The organism is Desulfurobacterium sp., assembly GCF_027028515.1.
Lineage (GTDB): Bacteria > Aquificota > Aquificia > Desulfurobacteriales > Desulfurobacteriaceae > Desulfurobacterium_A.
This window is the reverse complement of sequence record NZ_JALVIW010000056.1, coordinates 12,902-32,678: the sequence shown is the minus strand read 5'-3', so window position 1 is coordinate 32,678 and position 19,777 is coordinate 12,902. Positions and strand designations below refer to the sequence as shown.

Annotated in this window: 18 protein-coding genes and 1 pseudogene; 8 read left to right on the top strand and 11 right to left on the bottom strand. The window is 39.9% G+C overall.

The annotated features are described in order from the left end of the window. The 5 genes and pseudogenes from MV676_RS05350 to MV676_RS05330 form a co-directional block, all read right to left on the bottom strand. A pseudogene (locus tag MV676_RS05350) lies at positions 1–667 on the bottom strand (hypothetical protein); the annotation flags it as partial. A gap of 2 nt (positions 668–669) precedes the next feature. Further along, the gene (locus MV676_RS05345; protein WP_297445709.1) at positions 670–2,547 is read right to left on the bottom strand and encodes a hypothetical protein; all 1,878 of its coding nucleotides are present in this window, start codon (positions 2,545–2,547) and stop codon (positions 670–672) included. A 36-nt stretch (positions 2,548–2,583) separates the two neighbouring features. Next, entirely contained in the window at positions 2,584–3,168 is a 585-nt protein-coding gene (locus MV676_RS05340; RefSeq protein WP_231378254.1) for a sigma-70 family RNA polymerase sigma factor, read from the bottom strand. 31 nt (positions 3,169–3,199) lie between these two features. Continuing rightward, positions 3,200–4,060: an AAA family ATPase gene (locus MV676_RS05335; protein WP_297445708.1), complete on the bottom strand. Its 861-nt coding sequence runs from the start codon at positions 4,058–4,060 to the stop codon at positions 3,200–3,202. Beyond that, positions 4,057–5,223 carry a flagellar biosynthesis protein FlhF gene (locus MV676_RS05330; protein ID WP_027720075.1) on the bottom strand — a complete coding sequence of 389 codons (1,167 nt, stop codon included), beginning with the start codon at positions 5,221–5,223 and terminating at the stop codon, positions 4,057–4,059. Before MV676_RS05330 ends, MV676_RS05335 begins: the two co-directional genes overlap by 4 nt. Before the next feature lie 128 nt (positions 5,224–5,351). Here MV676_RS05330 and leuS point away from each other — a divergent pair, with 128 nt between their 5' ends. From leuS to MV676_RS05300, 6 genes are read left to right on the top strand one after another with little or no spacing between them, the layout of a single operon-like run. Next, complete coding sequence (gene leuS, locus MV676_RS05325; RefSeq protein WP_297445707.1) at positions 5,352–8,105, top strand: leucine--tRNA ligase; 2,754 nt, start codon at positions 5,352–5,354, stop codon at positions 8,103–8,105. After that, the gene (locus tag MV676_RS05320; protein WP_297445706.1) at positions 8,089–8,619 is read left to right on the top strand and encodes an LptE family protein; all 531 of its coding nucleotides are present in this window, start codon (positions 8,089–8,091) and stop codon (positions 8,617–8,619) included. Before leuS ends, MV676_RS05320 begins: the two co-directional genes overlap by 17 nt. Beyond that, positions 8,603–9,199, top strand: a complete 597-nt coding sequence (gene yedF / locus MV676_RS05315; protein ID WP_022847415.1) for a sulfurtransferase-like selenium metabolism protein YedF — start codon at positions 8,603–8,605, stop codon at positions 9,197–9,199. The genes MV676_RS05320 and yedF overlap by 17 nt, the downstream gene beginning before the upstream one ends. 11 nt (positions 9,200–9,210) lie before the next feature. Further along, positions 9,211–9,672, top strand: coding sequence for a D-aminoacyl-tRNA deacylase (gene dtd, locus MV676_RS05310; RefSeq protein ID WP_297445705.1), 462 nt, complete (start codon positions 9,211–9,213; stop codon positions 9,670–9,672). Further along, positions 9,669–10,748, top strand: a complete 1,080-nt coding sequence (locus MV676_RS05305; protein WP_297445704.1) for a mechanosensitive ion channel domain-containing protein — start codon at positions 9,669–9,671, stop codon at positions 10,746–10,748. The genes dtd and MV676_RS05305 overlap by 4 nt, the downstream gene beginning before the upstream one ends. After that, the gene (locus MV676_RS05300) at positions 10,735–11,538 is read left to right on the top strand and encodes a 6-carboxyhexanoate--CoA ligase (protein WP_297445703.1); all 804 of its coding nucleotides are present in this window, start codon (positions 10,735–10,737) and stop codon (positions 11,536–11,538) included. Before MV676_RS05305 ends, MV676_RS05300 begins: the two co-directional genes overlap by 14 nt. Here the strand turns inward: MV676_RS05300 and MV676_RS05295 are convergent. Genes MV676_RS05295 through MV676_RS05285 form a run of 3 tightly spaced genes read right to left on the bottom strand, consistent with a single transcriptional unit; the run spans position 11,496 to position 13,754 of the window. Next, positions 11,496–11,924 (bottom strand): polymer-forming cytoskeletal protein, encoded by a 429-nt coding sequence (locus MV676_RS05295; protein ID WP_297445702.1) that lies wholly within the window; start codon positions 11,922–11,924, stop codon positions 11,496–11,498. The two genes, MV676_RS05300 and MV676_RS05295, sit on opposite strands and share 43 nt — an antisense overlap. After that, on the bottom strand, positions 11,905–12,780 hold the full coding sequence (locus MV676_RS05290) for a M23 family metallopeptidase (protein WP_297445701.1): 876 nt from the start codon (positions 12,778–12,780) through the stop codon (positions 11,905–11,907). Before MV676_RS05290 ends, MV676_RS05295 begins: the two co-directional genes overlap by 20 nt. 44 nt (positions 12,781–12,824) lie before the next feature. After that, positions 12,825–13,754, bottom strand: coding sequence for a ketopantoate reductase family protein (locus tag MV676_RS05285; protein ID WP_297445700.1), 930 nt, complete (start codon positions 13,752–13,754; stop codon positions 12,825–12,827). 90 nt (positions 13,755–13,844) lie between these two features. Here MV676_RS05285 and ligA point away from each other — a divergent pair, with 90 nt between their 5' ends. Together ligA and mnmE are read left to right on the top strand one after the other, a co-directional pair. Further along, positions 13,845–16,016 carry an NAD-dependent DNA ligase LigA gene (gene ligA / locus MV676_RS05280; protein WP_297445699.1) on the top strand — a complete coding sequence of 724 codons (2,172 nt, stop codon included), beginning with the start codon at positions 13,845–13,847 and terminating at the stop codon, positions 16,014–16,016. Then, complete coding sequence (mnmE, locus tag MV676_RS05275; protein ID WP_297445698.1) at positions 16,013–17,401, top strand: tRNA uridine-5-carboxymethylaminomethyl(34) synthesis GTPase MnmE; 1,389 nt, start codon at positions 16,013–16,015, stop codon at positions 17,399–17,401. Before ligA ends, mnmE begins: the two co-directional genes overlap by 4 nt. A gap of 79 nt (positions 17,402–17,480) precedes the next feature. Here the strand turns inward: mnmE and MV676_RS05270 are convergent, their stop codons facing one another. The 3 genes from MV676_RS05270 to MV676_RS05260 form a co-directional block, all read right to left on the bottom strand. Then, on the bottom strand, positions 17,481–18,275 hold the full coding sequence (locus MV676_RS05270) for a methyltransferase domain-containing protein (RefSeq protein ID WP_297445697.1): 795 nt from the start codon (positions 18,273–18,275) through the stop codon (positions 17,481–17,483). A gap of 3 nt (positions 18,276–18,278) precedes the next feature. Then, positions 18,279–19,226, bottom strand: a complete 948-nt coding sequence (locus MV676_RS05265; RefSeq protein ID WP_022847428.1) for an SDR family NAD(P)-dependent oxidoreductase — start codon at positions 19,224–19,226, stop codon at positions 18,279–18,281. Positions 19,227–19,293: 67 nt separating this feature from the next. Beyond that, entirely contained in the window at positions 19,294–19,767 is a 474-nt protein-coding gene (locus MV676_RS05260) for a universal stress protein (RefSeq protein ID WP_297445696.1), read from the bottom strand. Positions 19,768–19,777: the final 10 nt, after the last annotated feature.

The following is a 19,777-nucleotide window of genomic DNA, read 5'->3' as shown; positions in this document are numbered from 1 at the left end:
TTTTTCTGTAGGTTTTAAAAAAGTATCTGAAAGCTTCCCTGTACTTACCTTTACTGAAAAGTATTAAGCCTTTCAAAAACTCAAGTTCTTTCTCATCCTGCCTTGTTGAAGGAGAGGTTGACAGCAGGATATAATATTCATCTACAATATCCGGCCTCCTCAGATAAACAGCAGACCTTAGAATTCCTATAACAGTTTTTATCTGTTGTCTATCATTTTTAGCTTTTAGAAAAGCAACTCTGTATATGTCAAGACTTTTATCGTAAAAACCTAAATTTTCATAAATGCGAGCTTTCGTGTAGTAAAAATCCCAATCAACATTTTTAACTGTATTAAAGTAAAGCTGGAGAAGATCCAGAGCCTGCCATAGATATTCTTTATCACCAATCTTTCTGCCTATCTTCATGTAGGTTTTTGAAAGCATGAATAGAGCTTTTCTATAATAGTCATCTCTCTTTTTATCTTTAGCTAATATTTTCAAAAAATATTCAAGTGCCGCGTTGTAAGAGCCTATTTTATACTGATACATTCCCTTTTTTAACCAGATTTCCGGCTTATAAACAAACACACTTTCTTCTGTTCTTTTTATCGTATTATTCCCTTCATTGGTGACAGCAAAAGCATTGCAGAAAAAAATAAAAGATAGAAGGACAATAATGGCTCTCACTATTACACCCTTATTTCTACTGAAGAACTTTCATCCTCTCTGTAAAATGTCTCAGAATAAAGATTTTTACCGCGGGACTTGATTTTAACACGAAATCCAGAAAGTCCGGTACTATTTAAAACTTCTCTGATTTCATCGCTAAGACCTGCAGCGTTAAAAACAGACTGTGGTAACTCTATGGAAATATTGAGAAACTTCCTGACCATACTTGCCCTTACTCTCATATCTTCAAATGTCGCCGTAAGAGTGTACTTAGTGCCGTTTCCTACATCTACCTTTCCACTCTGTCCCCTATTTCCCTGAGAAAACCCTTTGCCTTCTTTGTGCAAACTTTTCTGGACTGAAAGTGAAGCTTGAGCAACAGATTCAGAGTGAGAAACACTGAGTTTATGTGATGCTTCCTGTTTTGCAGAACTAAAAGCATCTAAATTTCCAGCCTGACTTTCACCATTTTCTGTTACTTTGTCAGAAAGTTTGGGAGTTTCTTTTCTTATAGTAGAAACAGCACTATCCACTTTCTCTTTATAACTTACAATTTTAAATCTCTTGTCCACATTTGAATTATTAATCCTCTTATTATGAGAAATCGGAAACCGAACTATTCTGTTTGTCTTCTTAAAAACAGCCTCTCCATTTTTCAAAAGAGAAACACCTTTTTGAAGTGCCGTTTCTTCTTTAAAGTTAAAATCTAAACCTTTTAAAGACTTGTTAAGTATAACCTCACCGCTTTTCAACTTACTATCTTCTTTTACCATAAACATTTTTTCACTAAAAACTTTTCTTTGTAAAGATTTTAGATTTTCAGTGTTTGAATGAGAAACTGTAGAATCACCGTTTTTAGAAATTTTTCCTACAGCTAAAAAAATATCCTTATTCTTTAAATTTTCTCCGGTATTGCAAGAAATTCCAGCAAAATCTTTACAGGCTACATTTAAAACAGATAGTCTATCTTTATCAACAGTATCCGTCAATTGCTTTTCAGATTTAACGCTCTTCCTTTTACCCTCAAAATTACTGACGAAATTTAAGCCTACAGGAGGAACCTCTTTCTGTGATGTTTCAACAACATCCTGTGACTTTAACTCCTTACGGTGGAAGTTGTGACTCCCAACGTAAAACCCGGGAGACAAATTATGAAATGGAGATTTATCTGCTACCTTTTTATCGCCACTTTTTAAGATACCAGCTAAAGTGCCATTCTTAACATCCAGATGGTTTAAAACCCAACTTCTTTTAATAAATTCAGGTTGCTTTTCCGCAGAAACCTGTCTAAAAATCTTTTCTCCAGATACCTCACTAAACTCTAAAAGTTCACGAATATTGTCAGGGCCATCTTTCTCTTCTAACACCTCTTTACCAGAATTAGACTGAACTTTTTTACTAACCTGTAAACTTAAACGATTACTATTCCTCTGCCTGTATGAAACAACTTCTGATTTTATTTTTCTAATAAATTTTACATCTTCTTCTTTATTCAATGAATCTTCTTTTTCCGGGATATCGTTAAAAAACATTTTATGCTTTTCTAAAAACTCAGAGGCATTAATATTCGGTTTCTTGATCCCTTTTTCATCCATCACAGACAATTTTTTTAAGTTTTTTTCTTCTTTTTCAGTTTTTAGCATTTCTGGAATGGAACTCGTAACATCTTGTAAAGCAGTTTTGCTCTCAAAAATATTTTGTTCTTTATTTCCTTTAAATATAAGAAGATGACTGCCAAGTTGTGACATTAACGCTAATTTTTCCTCTTTATCCAGATTTTCTTCACCGGAAAAGGCAGAAAACAGAATATCAAAAAGCGAATGCTTACCTTTCTTTTCCTCTTTATTTTCCACACCTGCTGTTCCGGCAGATAAAATTAGATTTACCCTTATCATCACCTTTCCCCTTCCCGGCGAATCCAGCTAACGCTAATATTATACATCCTTCTTTAAAATTTCTGAAAGCTTTTTCAAAGCCCTTGTCTTTATCTGAGAAATCCGCGAAACAGATATGTCAAGAATGTGTGATATTGATTTTAAATCAAGCTCTTCCACAAAAATAAGCTGAAGAATGAGCTTTTCCCTATCGGAAAGATTATCAAGTGCCCTGGCCAGACGAAATTTTAAATCCTTAAATATTGTTTCCTCTTCCGGATCAGGAGTATCAGACCTTAAGGTATCGGCTATCGTTATCCTTTCAGCCCCCTGAAACAAGGCCTCCTCTATACTTGTCATATACATCATTTCCGCTTTTAAAAGGTCTGCTTCACCACTTTTCATTTTTTCCCGTGCACCCCGGGACATAAAGTCCACGGAACGTAAAAAATCCATTATTTCACCGCGAATCCTTATGTATGCATAGGTGGAAAAGTTGGCTTTCTTCTCATCATACTTATCGATTGCTTTCATAAGACCTATCACACCGGTATTAACAAGATCTTCAAAATCTATTATTCCCTCTGGCATTCTGCGGTAAATTTTATTTGCTATTTTCTTCACAAGAGGCAAATGTTCTATCACCAATTCTTTCCGACTCTTTCCATACATAAACCTAACCTTTAACTTTAAAGAATTTCTTAAGCTTACTCCAGAAACCGGGTGATTCTTCTCTTATAACCTCACCGGTCTCTAAAGAAGCTATCTCTTTAATTGCCAGTGTGTAGGGATCGGAGGGGAAAGCAGTTGCAACAGGTTCTCTGTACCTTACGGATATTTTAACATTACTGGACTCCGGCAAAATGCCCGCCGTTTTCGGTCTGAAGGAAAAAAATTTTTCGCAAGAGGCTGTTATCCTTTCAAGAATTGAAAAACACTCATTCTTATTTCTGCACATATTGGCCACAAGTTTTATATTTTCATAGTTGTACAGCTTATAAAGACTCTTTATAAGAGCATACGCATCTGTTATCGCTGTTGGCTCCGGAACTGTTACAACATAAGTGGTATCAGAGGAAACAGCAAATTTTAAAACATTTTCATTTATACCGGCAGATGCGTCAAGAATAATAAAATCATAGTTGTCCGAAATCTTCTCAAGTTTATTTATAACAGTGATAACATCCAAATCTTCCAGCTCCTGAAAGGTATCTATTCCGGAAAAACCAAGAAGCACATCAAGTTTTTCAAAATGCTGGATCAATTCCTGAATATCTACCCCCTTCATCAACATCTTTAAATTTCTGTCCGGCCTTAGACCAAGAAGAACATGTACATTGCCCAATCCAACATCACCGTCAAGAAGGAGAACCTTCTTATCAAAAACATCAGCAAGAACATAAGAAAAATTTACAGAAAAGTTGGTTTTACCCACTCCTCCCTTACCACTTGCAACACAGATAAATTTTGCCCTTCTCTTTTTAGGATTATGTCTCTCCTTAACTAACTCTATTAATTTTTCTGCCTGAATGTTCATAAATCCCCTAAAAGATAATCAGCTACTTTTTTCGGTGTTAATAGTTTTATATCCTCAGGAACCCTTTGCCCGGTACTGAGGTAAGAAAGTGAAAGTTCAGTTTTAACAGGCAGGTTTAAAAGTATGCCGGGCTTTCGGGTCTCGTCAATCTTTGTAAGCAAAAGAGCTGTAACGGGAAATATAGACCTGTATCTGTTAACCACTTCTATGGCTTCTTCGTTGCTGTAGTTACAACTTATAACCAGGTTAACCTCCATCTCTTTTTCCGAACCGTGAAGTATGGCTTTTATTTCGCCCAGCCTCCAATAATCGTAATGACTCCTGCCAACGGTATCTATGAGAATAACATCAACATCCGTAAGATTGGCAAGCGTCTCTTTCAACTTCCTGCCTTCAGATACGGTAAAAAATGGTATGTTTAAAATATTGGCATACATGCGCCCCTGTTGAATGGCACCAACCTTGAATGTATCAATACTAACAACCCCAACTTTTAACTGCTGATTTATCACAAGGTCAGAAGCTATCTTAAAAAGATTCGTCGTTTTTCCAACACCGGTCGGACCAACAAAAGCAACTATTTTGGGCTTATTCTCCGCAGAAATCCTACCCGTAAACTTTATCTTTTCTGCAATGCCCTTTTCAAGAGCCTCTTTCAAAGTGGGAACGCTTAAATCTAACTTTCCCGTTTCAAGATCAAGACCGCAGGCTGGCTCAACAATTTCCCTGGCAACGTCAGGAAAAACATTTTTTGATTCTAAAATCCTCAAAAGTTCAAGAGCATCACCCGTGAACTCATGAAAATTTATATTAACAGAAGGGGGAGGAACGGCAGATTTTATATGGGACGGAAGGTCTGCTGGAGGAACATAAGGCGAAAGTACCTCCTGTTGACTCTTTTCAGGTGATTGTTTTATCTCCTCTTTTAACTCTGAAAGGAGAGCTTTTAGAGTGTCCAATTCCTCTTTCAAAGCCTTAGTTTCATCTTCCTTCCTATCCGCCTCCTTAAAAAAGAGCCTGTAGTATTTTTTCTTCTTAAAAGGCAATAGTCCTGACCTGGTCTCTACCTCATAATAAAGAATCTCTATGTCATTACCATAGGACGCCTTTGCTTTCTCTATCAGAGCCTCAAGATTCTCACCTTCAAGGATTTTAACAGACATACCTCCCTGCTCTCCTTCTTCCATTTTTCTTTACAGAAGTTATTATAACCCATTTTCCTCTTTTGCTTTTCTCTGTGCTATTATTTTCGTTGCAGAAGAGTATTCACAGCCCGACAGGAGGATGAACAATGTACGACTTTAAAAATATTGAAAAAAAGTGGCAGAATATATGGAACGAAAAAAAGACGTTTAAATCAAAAGCTGATAAAAAGAAAAAGAAATACTACGTCCTTGAAATGTTCCCCTACCCATCAGGCAAAATACATATGGGACATGTCCGAAACTACACTATCGGTGATGTAATAGCAAGGTTCAAAAGAATGTTCGGATTCAACGTTATACATCCAATGGGCTGGGATGCATTTGGCCTTCCAGCAGAAAACGCAGCAATTAACAGAGGTGTTCACCCGAGAGACTGGACATTAAGCAATATAGATTACATGAAAAAAGAACTTAAAAGACTCGGTTTCTCTTATGACTGGGATAGAGAAATAGCAACCTGCCTTCCGGATTACTACAGGTGGAACCAGTGGATATTCCTCAGGATGCTTGAAAAAGGGATAGCTTATCGTGCAAAAACAACCGTTAACTGGTGTCCAAACTGTCAAACGGTTTTAGCAAATGAACAGGTAGATGAAGATGGAGGATGCTGGCGTTGCGGAACAACCGTTGAACAAAAGGAGATAGACAGCTGGTATTTGAAAATCACCGATTACGCTGAAGAGTTATTAAAAGATCTTGAACTTCTGAAAGGCCACTGGCCAGATCCGGTAATAGAGATGCAGAGAAATTGGATAGGAAAAAGTACAGGTGCAAGGATAAAATTCCCGATAAGAAAAAGCGATAGACCTGAAGGTATAGAGGCAATAGAGGTATTCACGACAAGGCCTGACACCCTCTTTGGCGTAACTTACTTAGTTTTAGCTCCAGAACATCCCCTTGCCGAAAAACTTGCAAAAGAAGAACAGAAAGAAAAAGTAAAAGCGTTTATAGAAAAAATGAGAAGAACCGAGAAGAGGAAAAGAACGACAGGCGAGCTTGAAAAAGAAGGTGTTTTCACAGGTTCTTACGTTATCCATCCCCTAACCGGCGAAGAGATACCTGTCTATCTTGCAAACTTTGTTCTTATGGACTACGGAACAGGTGCCGTCATGTCCGTTCCAGCCCACGATCAGAGAGATTTTGAGTTCGCAAAGAAGTACAATCTTCCAATAAAAATCGTCATCTCACCAGAAGACGAAGAGCTTTCACCAGAAACAATGGAAGAAGCTTACGAGAAACCCGGAATAGTCGTAAATTCCGGTAGATTTAACGGAATGAAAAGCACCGACGCAAAGAGGGCAATAACAGAAGAACTTGAAAATAAAGGACTTGGAAGGAAAACCGTTCAGTACAGATTGAGAGACTGGAACATCTCCAGACAGCGTTACTGGGGAACGCCTATTCCCGTTATCTACTGTGAAAAGTGCGGAATCGTACCGGTACCGGACGAAGAACTTCCAGTAAAACTGCCTGAAAACGTTGAATTTACAGGCGAAGGAAATCCCCTCTCAAAAGTTGAATCTTTCGTAAATACAACATGTCCAAAGTGTGGAAGTCCCGCAAAAAGAGAAACCGACACAATGGATACATTCTTTGATTCTTCCTGGTATTTCTTAAGGTACTGTTCCCCGAAATTTGAAAAAGCACCGTTTGACACAAAAAAGGCCGAATACTGGATGGTGGTTGACCAGTATATCGGAGGTATAGAACACGCCGTTTTACACCTGCTCTACTCACGATTCTTCACAAAAGTTCTGAGGGACTTAGGTCTGTTTAAAGCCGACGAAACACACCGTCAATACGACTTTTTCAAAGCAGGAGAACCTTTCCAGAACCTCCTCACTCAGGGAATGGTATGCAAAAGGTGGATAAAGGTAAAAACTGCTCTCTCTGTTCTCAACATTTCAGAAAGTGACGATATTGAGAAGCTGATAGAAGCTCTTGGCGGGAAAGGCGAAACAACCGGCAAAACCGTTGGTGAATTCCTCTCTGAAAACCGCATAGGCAGCGGCGATAACTTTCTCCTTGTTGTTACACATCCAGAGATAGAAAAGCACCTCAATAATCCAGAAGAGGTACTTGAAAACCTGGTAAAAGAGTACGGCGAACTTTCAAAGATGAGCAAGTCAAAACTTAACATAGTCAACCCTGCTGAAATGATAGAACGCTACGGCGCCGACGCCACAAGACTTTACATACTGTTCGCCGCTCCACCAGAAACAGAATTCGAGTGGAAGATGGAAGACATAGACGGTGCCTACAGATTTTTAAGGAGAGTCTTCACCTTTGTTGAAGAAAACAAAAACCTCTTCTCAAAAGAGATAAAAAGCACAAGGCTTTCAAAGGCCGGAAGAGAATTAAGGCGCAAAACCCACGAAACACTCAAAAAGGTAACTGACGAATTCAACGAAAGGTTCAAGTTTAACACCGCAATCGCAGCAATAATGGAACTCTTTAACGCAATATCCCGATTTAAACCCGAAAAAGAAGGCGATGAAAATGCTTTGAAAGAAGCAATAGAACTTCTCATAATAATGCTTTCCCCGGTTGCTCCTCACATAGCGGAAGAGATGTGGGAAATGACGGGGCACAAAACACTCATATCTACAGAAAAGTGGCCAGAAGTTGATGAAAAGGCACTTGTCAAAGATGAGATAGAACTGCCTATCCAGATAAACGGAAAGGTTAGAGATAGAATAACCGTTGCTCCTGACACTGGTGAAGAAGAATTGAAAAAACTTGTATTTGAAAGGGAAAAGGTCAAAAAATATATGGAAGGCAAAGAGCTAAAGAAATTCATCTACGTCAAAGGAAGATTGATAAATGTGGTTATTAAGTAGGATTTTTCTCGTTTTGATAGTAGGTGCCGGCATCAGCGGATGCGGCACCATAACCTACGTGGCAAAAAGAGAAGTTGTGAAACACGTTTACATTTCACCTGTAACAAACAGAACCCCTGAAGAAGGGATAGATATTCTCTTCACAAGGGCAGCAGACGACACCTTTTACACCGATTCCCGATTTGCCGTTGACAAAACGCCAATACCCGATGAAACTATAATCGTGAAACCATCCGTTGACTCCATCTCCGCATTCTCAGTTGGATACAACGCAGACGACCAGGCAATAGAGTACAGACTCAGCGTAACAGCCACAATCAAACTTATAAAATATGGTTACAAAAAGCCCTTCAAAACATTCAAAATCACCTGCTACGGCTTTTACGATGCAACAGGAATACCTACAGAAGCAGAAATGAAAAGGAAAGAGTGTATAGAAAGCATAGCAAAAGATATATTTAGAGAAGTTGGAGAAAAGCTCCTTGAAGGAGGAAGCGATGGAAAGAACAATTGACTGTACAGGCCTTGCATGTCCCCTGCCGGTTTTAAAAACGAAAGAAGCACTTGAAGAGATAGAGGAAGGTATAATAACTGTAATTGTTGACAACAAAGCGGCAAGGGAAAACGTAAAGCGCTTTGCTCAGAAACAGGGATGCACAGTAGATGTTGAAGAGAAAGATGGTCTCTTCTATGTAAAAGTGATAAAAGGATACACCTGCGAAATTCCACAACCGGAAGAAGAAAAAGAAAAGACAGGAAACTACGCCGTCCTTATAGCTTCAACCCATGTAGGCGAAGACAGAGAACTTGGCGAAATTTTAATAAAGGGCTTCATAAAGACATTCCTCAACGCCGACCCGCTTCCAAAAGGCATAGTTTTAATAAACACTGCCGTGAAACTTGCATGCAAAGGTGGTGATAAAGAGATTTTAGAAGCGTTAAAAGAACTTCAGAAAAAAGGCGTAGAAATCATCTGTTGCGGAACATGCCTTAACTACTTCAACATACTTGATGACCTTGAAGTAGGTATAGCATCCAACGCATACGACGTTGTTCAATTCTTAGCAAATGCAGACAGTGTTGTAAGGCTTTAAGGGAGAATCCTATGAAAGTTGTTATTCAGCGCGTAAAAGAAGGAAAAGTTGTGGTAAACGGCGAAACGGCAGGTGAAATAGGCAAAGGCATTGTTGCACTAATCGGATTTGAAAAAGGCGACATATACTCCTTCCTTGAAAAGATGGCAGAAAAGATAATAAACCTGCGAATCTTTGAAGACAAAGAAGGGAAAATGAATCTATCCTTAAAAGATATAAAAGGAAAACTTTTACTTGTTCCAAACTTTACACTTGCAGCAGACTGTAGAAAAGGCAGACGGCCAAGCTTTCAATCGTCCGAAAATCCGGAAGCGGCAAAAAAGATGTTTGATAAGTTTGTAGAAATATGTAGAGATCAGATACCTGTTGAAACCGGAATATTTGGTGCAGAAATGGAAGTTTACATCCTTAACAACGGCCCTGTAACCTTTATACTTGACTCCAGAGAATTGTTTCAGGGAGGTCTGTCGTGAACACCGGCTATGAAGTTTATCTGAAGTATCTCCCTGGCATGCTTTTTATTTCAGCTTCCTTTATAACACTTAAGGTCAAAACTCCTGTAAACAGAATCCTAAAAAGAATCTTTTTAAAAGACAGAAGAATATCAAAAGCAGAAAAGCTAATTCTTGAACTATCCAATCTTTTGAATTATATTCTGTCCACTTTTCTTTTTCACTTCGGCCTTCTTCAGTTTAACCCACCTCCTGTCTGGAAAAACGCAATCAACACAGGTGCCTACACACTTTACATAGGGTTTGCAACATTAGCCGTACTTAAAACCGTTGACATCTTCATTGAATTTCTATCTGAAAGGGCAAAAAAGACCGTTCCCGTATCGGAAATTCCCCTGGTTGAAACTTACTTTTCCATGATCTCTAAAATAATCAAAATTTTTATTGTCCTTATTTCCGCTATCATACTCTTAGACAAGCTCGGATTCAACGTAACATCTCTAATAACATCCTTAGGTGTAGGTTCTCTTGCTGTTGGTCTCGCCGCTCAGGACACGATTAAAAACTTTATATCCGGAATACTCCTTGTCACCGACAGACAGTTCAGGATCGGCGACAGGGTTTACATAAAAGACATCGACGTGGACGGCTACGTTTATGACATTGGTCTTAGAACTACGCGAATAATAACTATATCCGGCAACAACCTAATAATCGTCCCGAACTCAAAACTCACAGAAGGCGTTATAGAAAACGCCCTTTATCCGGACATGAAGTTCAAAGATTCTGTAAAAATCGGCGTGGAATACGGAAGTGACGTTGAACTCGTAAAGAAACTTCTACTTGAAGCAATAACCACGACCGACGGTGTCTTAAAAGAGCCACCACCGTCTGTATTCTTTATAGACTTCGGCGATTCCGCCTTAATTTTCCAGGCATTTTATTACGTTAAAAAAAAAGACATAGCTTACGGTGTAAAATCAAAAATAAACGAAAAAATAAACAAACTTTTTGCCGAAAATGGTATAAATATACCGTTCCCGTGTCAGACAAACTACTTCCCTGAGGGGGTCAAAATAAAAATTGAAAAGGAATAACCTTTTCAGCATAAAAATGAGAGCTTCAAGTGAAAGGGAGCATATCTCCGGCGCAGAGAGAATCGTGCCGGAGAATGAAATCTCAAAAGTTGTAAAAGAGTTAACCGAAAGAGCTCTCTATCATCCTAAAGGGAAACCTGATTCTATCCATCTTAAGATAGAACTCCTTGAAAAATCCCCGATTTACTTAAAACTTTTAGATATCTACGAAATCGCTGACAGGGAAAATTACACGATAAAAGAGATTCTGACAGAACTGTTTAAAAAGGCAAAAATTGATAGCAATATTGGACTCTCAATATACAGAGCCTTAATAAGCGGGGCTTCACCCGCCGGCACGGTAATGAGAGGCGCCATGATTGTTGACTGCCAGACCGGAATAAGGCTTGAACCCGACAAGTTCAGAGGGATAAGAGCCTCCTACATGGACATTACGCCGGAAGCAGAAGAGAACCTAAAAAATCTGGTAGGTGAAAGGTTCACCCCGAACATGAAAGACGCTGTCGTCCTTTCAACAAAAGTACTAAGCCATCCTGACGTCATCGCTGAACTGTGCATATCTGACGACCCAGACTACACAACCGGTTACTTTTCAATTAAAGGTCTCGGCTACATAAGAATAAGAAACATAAAACCTTACGGACTATCAAAAGGCGGCAGAGCCTTCTTTGTAAAAGGAAAAATAAACAGAAAAGGGCTCATAGAATATATGGAAACAACGCCCGTTCTTATCAACAAAGTGGGGAACTATACTTTTGCACCTTTATCTTCAATTATTTTAGGCGCTTGAAAGGAGGCTGTTTCCTTGTAAAAGCTACCTGAACTCACCTTTCCAGAAACGCTTGCACCAGCCTCAACAGTAAGATTTTTAACGGAAATTTCTCCGGTCACAGATGCCGTCGATTTCAACTCTAAAGAGTCTGCATGGATGTTTCCTTTTACCGTTCCCTGAAGAATCAGAACATCGGCACGAACATTTCCCTTCACAACTGCGGAAGAGCTAAGGATAACGTAATCCCCTTCTATGTCACCCTCTATCTCACCGTCAATCCTTACCTTACCTTCAGACTTTATGTTACCGGAAATTTTAAGCTCTTTTGAAAGAATGCTCTTTATCTCTGAACTTGCATAAGACTTTACAGGCTTCTTCCCTTTTTTATCGTTTTTTCCAAACATTGGAAACCTCCAGAAATTTCATAGGATTAACCCACCTATCGTTTATCTCGATTCCGTAGTGAAGATGGGGCCCTGTGCTTCTGCCCGTATCTCCCATTTCACCTATAACCTGACCAAGCTTAACTTTCTGTCCCGGTTTAACAAATATTTTCCTCAGGTGAGCATATATCGTTATATAACCGGATGGATGTTTAACTAAAACTACCTTTCCCCAGCCAGCCCACCATCCAGCTCTTATAACCTTACCGTCAGCAGTAACCCTTACAGGAGTTCCCGGCTTATTTGCTATGTCAATGCCCGGATGAAAGGCAAGCAGATGTGTAAAAGGATCCCTTCTAATGCCAAACTTTGAAGTGAGTCTTCCGTAAGCGGGAATCCCAAATGGATATTTCCTGAAATCAGATATAAGAGAATCTATAACAGAAATGGAATCTGAAAGCTCTTCAGGACTCATGTTTTCAAGCGGTATGTAAATACCACCTTCCCCACTTTCTGAAGATGAGGGAAGAGAAACCGGTGTTTTCAATCCTGCCGTTTTCATTATAGAATCTATTATTTTTATCCTTTTTGCAAGCTCCTTAACAGTTTTATCTCTTTCTTCTTTTAGCTTCGCAACTTCTAATGAAAGTCTCTTCTTAGTTGAAGAAAGCTCTGCAACCTGTCCCTTCAACTCCCTATTCTCGGAAGCTACCCTTTTTAAAGAAACGGTAGAATGAAATGCTGTATATGTAACGAAAGTAAAAAGCACAAGCAAAAATGCAGCCAATGCTTTAATCTTTTTCCTCGAGAGATGATAGGTTTTTATCTCCCCTAACTCACTCTCGATAACAATTATCTGAAACTTATCTCCCTTCAATCTCCTTCCTCGCAAAAAGTTTTGAAAATTTTAGCATAAAAAAATTATTTTTTTCTCTTCTCGTCAAGAAGTAAAACCGTAGCGTAAACACAGTGGTTGCAGGGAACATCTATTCCTTTCCTCTTTGCTTTCCTTATGAGAGCCCCTGTTATCCCTTCAATCTCAAGCAGTTTTCCCCTTTCAAAATCAAGAAGCATGGATGTTTTATAAGCCATAAGGTCCGGCGACGAATTTAAGTACTTCTCCATAGTTTCTTTTTTAAGCTCAACACCCCAAGCCTTTGCCACTTCTATGCACTCTTCCATCAAACGCTCTAACACTTTAAGCGTTTCAGGATGTTCAAGCATTTTACCAACAGTTGCTCTCGTAACGACAGAATAAGGATTGAAAGCAACGTTCCACATGAGCTTTTTCCAGAGAGTATAGTTGATATCTCGCGAAATCCTGATCTCTATCCCCGTTTCTGCCATATCCTCTGCAATACGCCTGATTCTATCAGTAACAGTTGTAGTTACAACTTCTCCAATCTCAAGAAGTCCGGCAGCTTCATGAACAACAACGCCCGGTTCTTTAACGTAAGCACCGATAAAGGCCGTAGCACCAATAACTCTATCACTGCCAAGATATTTTGCCAGAATCTCCTCATTCTCTATACCGTTTTGAACAGAAACAATGGCAAACTTTCCATCTATCTCAGAGAGCTTTCTGGCAATCTCTTCCGTATCGTAGGACTTAACGCAGAGAAGAACAACATCAACATCTTTTAAAGCATCGAACGAATCAAAAAAAACAACCCTATCAGACTCTCTAACGGTAAACTTACCGTGCTTAAAACTTTCAACCGTTAAACCTTTGCTTTTAAAAACCTTCACATGGTGGGACTTACCGATAAAAACAATCTCTTTTCCGCCGTTTGCAAGCATACCTCCGTAAAAGCCGCCAACACCACCAACACCGATTACACCATACTTCATGGCAATCTCCCGCAATCTGTTCTATACTTTCAAATCTTACCAAAAGAGGATATTATATTTTGTATTATAAGGTTTTAGCGGAGGTAAACCATGCGATATACGGTAAAAGACGAAGAAGCCCTTCAGTCATTAACAGATAAACTTCTAAAAGAAATAGAGAAAAAAGACTTCATCAAAAAGCTATCAAAAGAAGAAGCAAAAAAGATAGCGGAAGATTTAAGAAAAGTTATAAGGTATCACGATTATAAATATTATGTTGAAGCAAATCCAGTTATTTCAGACTACCAGTACGACCGCCTATTCCACGCACTTGAAGGAATAGAAAGGCATTTTCCTGAACTCGTTACGCCAGATTCACCAACACAGCGAATCTCACCGGCATTCACCGGCGAATTTAAAAAGGTTAAACATCTGGCCGAGATGACCTCCCTCGAAAATACTTACTCAGCAGAAGATTTAAAGGAATGGGACAGAAAGGTAAGAACCGCTCTCGGCGTAGAGACGTTAGAGTACGTCGTTGAACCAAAATTTGACGGTGCGAGCATAGAGCTTGTTTACGAAAACGACATCTTCGTAAGAGGTGTAACGAGAGGCGACGGACTTGTCGGCGAAGACGTAACAATGAACGTTAAAACCATAAAATCCATTCCTTTAAAAGCACCCTTTTCAAAACACGGCATAAAAAAGGTTTCCCTCCGTGGCGAAATCATAATGCCAAGGAGCGTTTTCATAGAACTTAATAGAGAAAGGGAAAAGCAGGGACTTACACTCTTTGCAAACCCGAGAAACGCGGCAGCCGGAACGATGAGACTGAAAGATCCGGGCGAAGTTGCGAAGAGAAAACTTGACTGCTACACCTATTTCATCCTCTACAGCGAACCGAAAAAACTTTGCAGAGACATTAAAACCCAGTGGGAAGCCCTTGAAATCCTTAAGGACTGCGGATTTAAAGTCTCACCGTTAAACAAGCTATGCAAAGGAATAGACGAAGTTATAGACTATATAATGAAGTGTCAGGAAGAAAGAGAATCCTGGGACTTTGAAGCAGACGGAATGGTCGTTAAGATAAACGACACCTGCGCCTGGGAGAAACTTGGCGAAACACTCCACCATCCACGTTGGGCAGTTGCATACAAATTCCCGGCAAAACAGGCAGTAACAAAACTAAAAGACGTCGTATGGCAGGTGGGAAGGACAGGAGCTCTTACACCTGTTGCAGTCCTTGAACCTGTTGAGGTTGGCGGTGTTGTTGTATCAAGGGCATCTCTCTTTAACCCTGACGAGATAAAGAGAAAAGACATCAGAATCGGCGACTACGTTATCGTTGAACGTGCCGGCGAAACAATCCCCTACATCGTTGCTCCTGTAAAAGAGAGAAGAACAGGAGAAGAAAAACCGATAGAAGTACCTAAAACATGCCCTGAGTGCGGCTCACCAATCGTTCACGAACTTGACGAAGCCGTTCCAAGATGCCCGAACATCAACTGTCCGGCTCAACTGAAAGAACACCTTATATACTGGGGAAAGGTGCTTGACATCAAAGGACTTGGTGAGTCAACCGCAAACCTGCTTACCAGAAAAGGCTTTGTTAAAAACATCGCAGACCTCTATACCCTTGACAGAAGCCAGCTTATCAGACTTCCCGGCTGGGGCGAGAAAAAGACAGACAATCTCCTTTCCCAGATAGAAAAGTCAAAAAGTGCAGAGTTTTACAAAAAACTTACAGCTCTTGGAATCAGACATGTTGGCGAAAAAACGGCAATGCTCCTTGCAAAGCGGTTCAAAAATCTTGACGAACTGATGAATGCGCCTTTTGAAAAACTTGCTTCCATTCCCGGAATAGGACCAATTACCGCAACAAGCATTAAAAATTTCTTTAAAGCAGAGAAAAACATCGAAATGATAGAGAAGCTCAAAAATGTTGGCTTCACTTTTGAGAGAACAGCGGAAGAGGAAGAGGAGAGAGAACTTCCAAAACCTTTAGCAGGACAGAACGTCGTATTCACCGGCGAGCTTGAGCACTTTAAGAGAAAAGAGGCACAAAAAATCATAGAACTTTTAGGCGGAAATCCAACAAACTCCGTAACGAGAAAAACTTCTTTCGTGGTCGTAGGTAAAAACCCCGGATCAAAACTTGCAAAGGCTGAGAAGTTAGGAATAAAACGGATGAACGAACAGGAATTCATAGAGTTCATAAAACCTTTAGCAAAGGAAAATCCCGAAGTTGCCAGAATCCTTGAAGAGAAAGGGATAAGAGTATGAAAGACTACCTGTGCGAAGACACGATAGCGGCAATAAGCACGCCATTATCAAAAGGTGCCATTGGAATCGTGAGAATTTCGGGGGAAAGAGCCCTTGAAATTCTTAAAAAGGTATTCAGAACAAAGAGCGGAAAACCAAAAGAAACCTTTGAAGATAGAAAGATGACCTACGGCATTATCGTTGACGAAAACAATGATGAGATAGACGAAGTTCTTGCCGTTTACATGAAAGGGCCAAAAACGTTCACCGGCGAAGACGTGGTGGAAATCCACTCCCACGGCGGAATTTATGTGGTTAGAAAAATCCTCAAAAGAGTTCTGTCGGAAGGCGCACGCCTTGCAGAACCTGGCGAATTCACCAAGAGAGCCTTCATAAACGGCAGGATTGACCTTGTCCAGGCGGAAGCGATAAACGAAATAATCAACGCTGAAAGTGAATTATCACTGAAAGTTGCCGTAAACCACCTTAAAGGAAACCTGAGCAGCAAGATAGAATCCATAAGAGACAGGCTCTTTCACTTAAAAGCATTCATAGAAGCAGCCGTTGACTTTCCGGAAGAAGAAATTGAAATCATCGAAACGGGCAGGGTAAAAGAAGAGGTTGAAAAAGCAGCCAGAGACATAGAAAAGCTCCTTGAGACATACGACGACGGCAGAATTATTCGTGAAGGCATAAAAATAGCGATAGCAGGAAGGCCAAACGTCGGCAAATCTTCCCTCCTTAACGCCCTTCTAAAGGAAGAAAGAGCAATCGTCACGGACATTCCCGGAACGACAAGGGATGTGATAGAGGAAACAGTAACGCTGAAAGGCATTCCCGTTCGCCTTATAGATACCGCCGGCATCAGAGAAGCAAGAGATACTGTTGAAAAGATAGGCATAAGCCGAACAATGGAAAAACTGAAAACAGCAGACGTTATACTCTTTGTCATTGACGGCTCTATCGGATTTACCGAAGAAGACAGAAAGATATACGACATCTTAAAAAACAACCCTAACCTCATAGTCGTGATAAACAAAAAAGATAAGGGACTAAGGGTTACCTGCAAAGACTTTAAACAAACTTGCATTGAAATAAGTGCAAAAACAGGCGAAGGCATAGAAAACCTTTCCGAAACAATAATGAAAAAGCTCCTTCTTGAACCTGAAACACTCTTTAAAGAAGCCGAAACAATGATAACAAGCGAAAGACATAAAAATTTACTTGAAAAAGCACTCAAAAACCTTCAAAACATGAAAGTAAGTATAGAATCAGGTGTGGAATCACCGGAATTTTTAGCCCTTGACCTTGACGAAGCCCTCGATGCCCTCGGCGAAATCGTCGGCAAAAAAGGCGTTGAAGACATGCTGGATATCATATTTTCAACGTTTTGCATTGGAAAATAGAAAATCTGCTATTTCTTGGGTTACAAGACCTCTATTGAGAGTCTAACGAGCACATTAAACTCTCCCGCGGTTTAAAACCTTATCTCACCGCCACAAACTCCAAACGCTGCATTGAAACCTTAATCCTGCCGTTACCGTCTATAGGATGTTTATCAAGGTATCTCTCAACAACCAGATCAATAAAACTATTTCTTAACTTCTCAGGAACTCTATTGATATAAGGAAGCCACGTTGTTCTTATCCAGCCCTTAAATTTTTCAACACTTTCATAAATCATCATTTTAGGTTTCAGCTCAATGTACTGAACTTTAAAACCTGCATCTATAAGCCATGGCTTATATCTTTCCAGTGAATAGAAACCGTAAGGGAAAGAAAAGTCAAGAAAGTATTCTTTCCACGGATTTTCAGTCATTATTTTGTTCAATACTTCCACAACACCGGCAGCATTTCCCTTCCCTCCCATCTGGACAACTGCCCTACCACCAGGTTTTAAAGCTCTAAACATTCTCCTTAAAACAGGTTTGTGGTCTATAACCCAGTGAAGTGCCGCATTTGAAAAGATAACGTCAAATTCTTCAAAGAAATCCATTTCCCGAACGTCTAAAAGCTTAAAAGAAAGATTGGGATATTTCGAAGGCGGAAACATTTTAGAAGCAAGCTTTACCATCTCCTCCGAACTGTCTATCCCGACGGCACATCCATCAGGAACATGCTGTGCAATTTCAAAAGTCACTTTTCCGTCTCCGCAACCGATATCAAGTATCCACTCATTTCCCTTCAGAGAAAGCTTCTTTATAAGCTCCCGCGCCCATTTCTTCTGGAAAGGTGAATTTTTAGCGTAATCGTCCGCGTTCCAGCTGTACTCATTCCCCATAAGCTACTTTTCCATCTCCCACTCAAAAAGCAGTTTCAACCCTTCCTGAGCGGTAAACGAGGGTGAAAAGCCAAGCTTTTTCAACTCCGATATATCAGCAAGGGAGTGTTTTATATCACCCTTCCGCGGCGGCTCAAAGTGAATCGGCGGAAGTTTCCCGGCAATCTTTGCTAAATAATCAAGAAGGTCAAGTAAAGAGGTGGCTTTCCCCGTACCCACATTAAAGACTCTTCCCACAGCTTCATGGCACCTTTCAACAAGGAGAAGCGCCTTTACAACGTCCTTGACAAATATAAAGTCTCTCGTCTGCTTCCCATCACCGAATACCGTTATCGCAACTTTCTCACCTTTCAGGTTCCTTATAACTCTATCAACAAAAATCGATATTACTCCAGAGTAGGGCGATGAAGGATCCTGACGGGGACCAAATACGTTGAAAAACCTTAAAGCGGTAGTTTTAAGTCCGTAAAGCTCATAAGCGTTAATTACATATCTTTCAGAAGCGTACTTGTCAACGGCATAAGGCGTTAAAGGTTTAACCGGATCTGTCTCTTTTTTGGGAAGTCCCGGAAGATCTCCGTAAACGGCAGCTGAAGAAGCAAAAATAAACCTTATAACACCGTACTTAACAGATTCCTGTAGAAGATACAGCGTCCCGTCAAAATTTGTTTTGTGAGTCTCTTCCGGATTCTCAACACTTTTTACAACAGATGCAATGGCTGCCAGGTGAAAAACCGTATCAAATCGGTATTTTTTAAACAAGTTTTCTACCTGAAATCTATCAGAAATATCTCCTTTAACAACGTGAACAAGCTTGCTGTCTGGAATATTTTCAATTTTTCCAGTAGAAAAGTCGTCAAAAACTAAAACTTCTCTGCCTTCTTTAACTAAAGCCTCTACAAGATGAGAACCGATAAATCCTGCTCCCCCGGTAACGAGCGTCCTTTTCATCCTCTTCCCTTAAAAATAAATTCTAACAATACATTATCTCAAATTTTCAGGAAGAGGAAAAGCTAACTTAATCTCTCTTTTTTACAAGAAGAACAGGACACTTTGCTTTTCTAACTATTTCAAGTGAAACACTTCCTAAAATAAGCTGAGCTAAAAGACTCTTACCGTGAGCACCAAGAATAATAACATCCACTTTCTCTTTCTCTGCAATTTCAAGAACAGTTTTTGAAACATCCGGTGCAGCTTTCAAACAAAGTCTTGTCTTAAATCCCTCTTTCTTCAGATCTCTCTCTATGGCTCTCGTTCTTTCTATCAATTCGTAAAGGTGCTTTGCTTCACTTTCAGGAAGTTCAAGCGCAAGTTCTGTCTTTCTCTCTATCAGATCCGCACCGTCAGGAAGTGCCGTCGTTCTCGAATCAACAACATGAACTATCACTACCTCTTCTGTTCCGGCACTTTTAAGTTTCTTCACAAATTTTAAGGCATACTCTGCAAGTGGCGAAAAATCGGTTGCATAAAGAACTTTCCCGAATACTGACATCTTTACCTCC

Coding starts and splice junctions, on each gene's coding strand:
- MV676_RS05335 (WP_297445708.1), bottom strand. CDS start 4,060: ATGAACATTCAGGCAGAAAAATTAATAGAGTTAGTTAAGGAGAGACAT.
- MV676_RS05330 (WP_027720075.1), bottom strand. CDS start 5,223: ATGTCTGTTAAAATCCTTGAAGGTGAGAATCTTGAGGCTCTGATAGAG.
- leuS (WP_297445707.1), top strand. CDS start 5,352: ATGTACGACTTTAAAAATATTGAAAAAAAGTGGCAGAATATATGGAAC.
- MV676_RS05320 (WP_297445706.1), top strand. CDS start 8,089: ATGTGGTTATTAAGTAGGATTTTTCTCGTTTTGATAGTAGGTGCCGGC.
- yedF (WP_022847415.1), top strand. CDS start 8,603: ATGGAAAGAACAATTGACTGTACAGGCCTTGCATGTCCCCTGCCGGTT.
- dtd (WP_297445705.1), top strand. CDS start 9,211: ATGAAAGTTGTTATTCAGCGCGTAAAAGAAGGAAAAGTTGTGGTAAAC.
- MV676_RS05295 (WP_297445702.1), bottom strand. CDS start 11,924: ATGTTTGGAAAAAACGATAAAAAAGGGAAGAAGCCTGTAAAGTCTTAT.
- MV676_RS05285 (WP_297445700.1), bottom strand. CDS start 13,754: ATGAAGTATGGTGTAATCGGTGTTGGTGGTGTTGGCGGCTTTTACGGA.
- ligA (WP_297445699.1), top strand. CDS start 13,845: ATGCGATATACGGTAAAAGACGAAGAAGCCCTTCAGTCATTAACAGAT.
- mnmE (WP_297445698.1), top strand. CDS start 16,013: ATGAAAGACTACCTGTGCGAAGACACGATAGCGGCAATAAGCACGCCA.
- MV676_RS05270 (WP_297445697.1), bottom strand. CDS start 18,275: ATGGGGAATGAGTACAGCTGGAACGCGGACGATTACGCTAAAAATTCA.
- MV676_RS05265 (WP_022847428.1), bottom strand. CDS start 19,226: ATGAAAAGGACGCTCGTTACCGGGGGAGCAGGATTTATCGGTTCTCAT.
- MV676_RS05260 (WP_297445696.1), bottom strand. CDS start 19,767: ATGTCAGTATTCGGGAAAGTTCTTTATGCAACCGATTTTTCGCCACTT.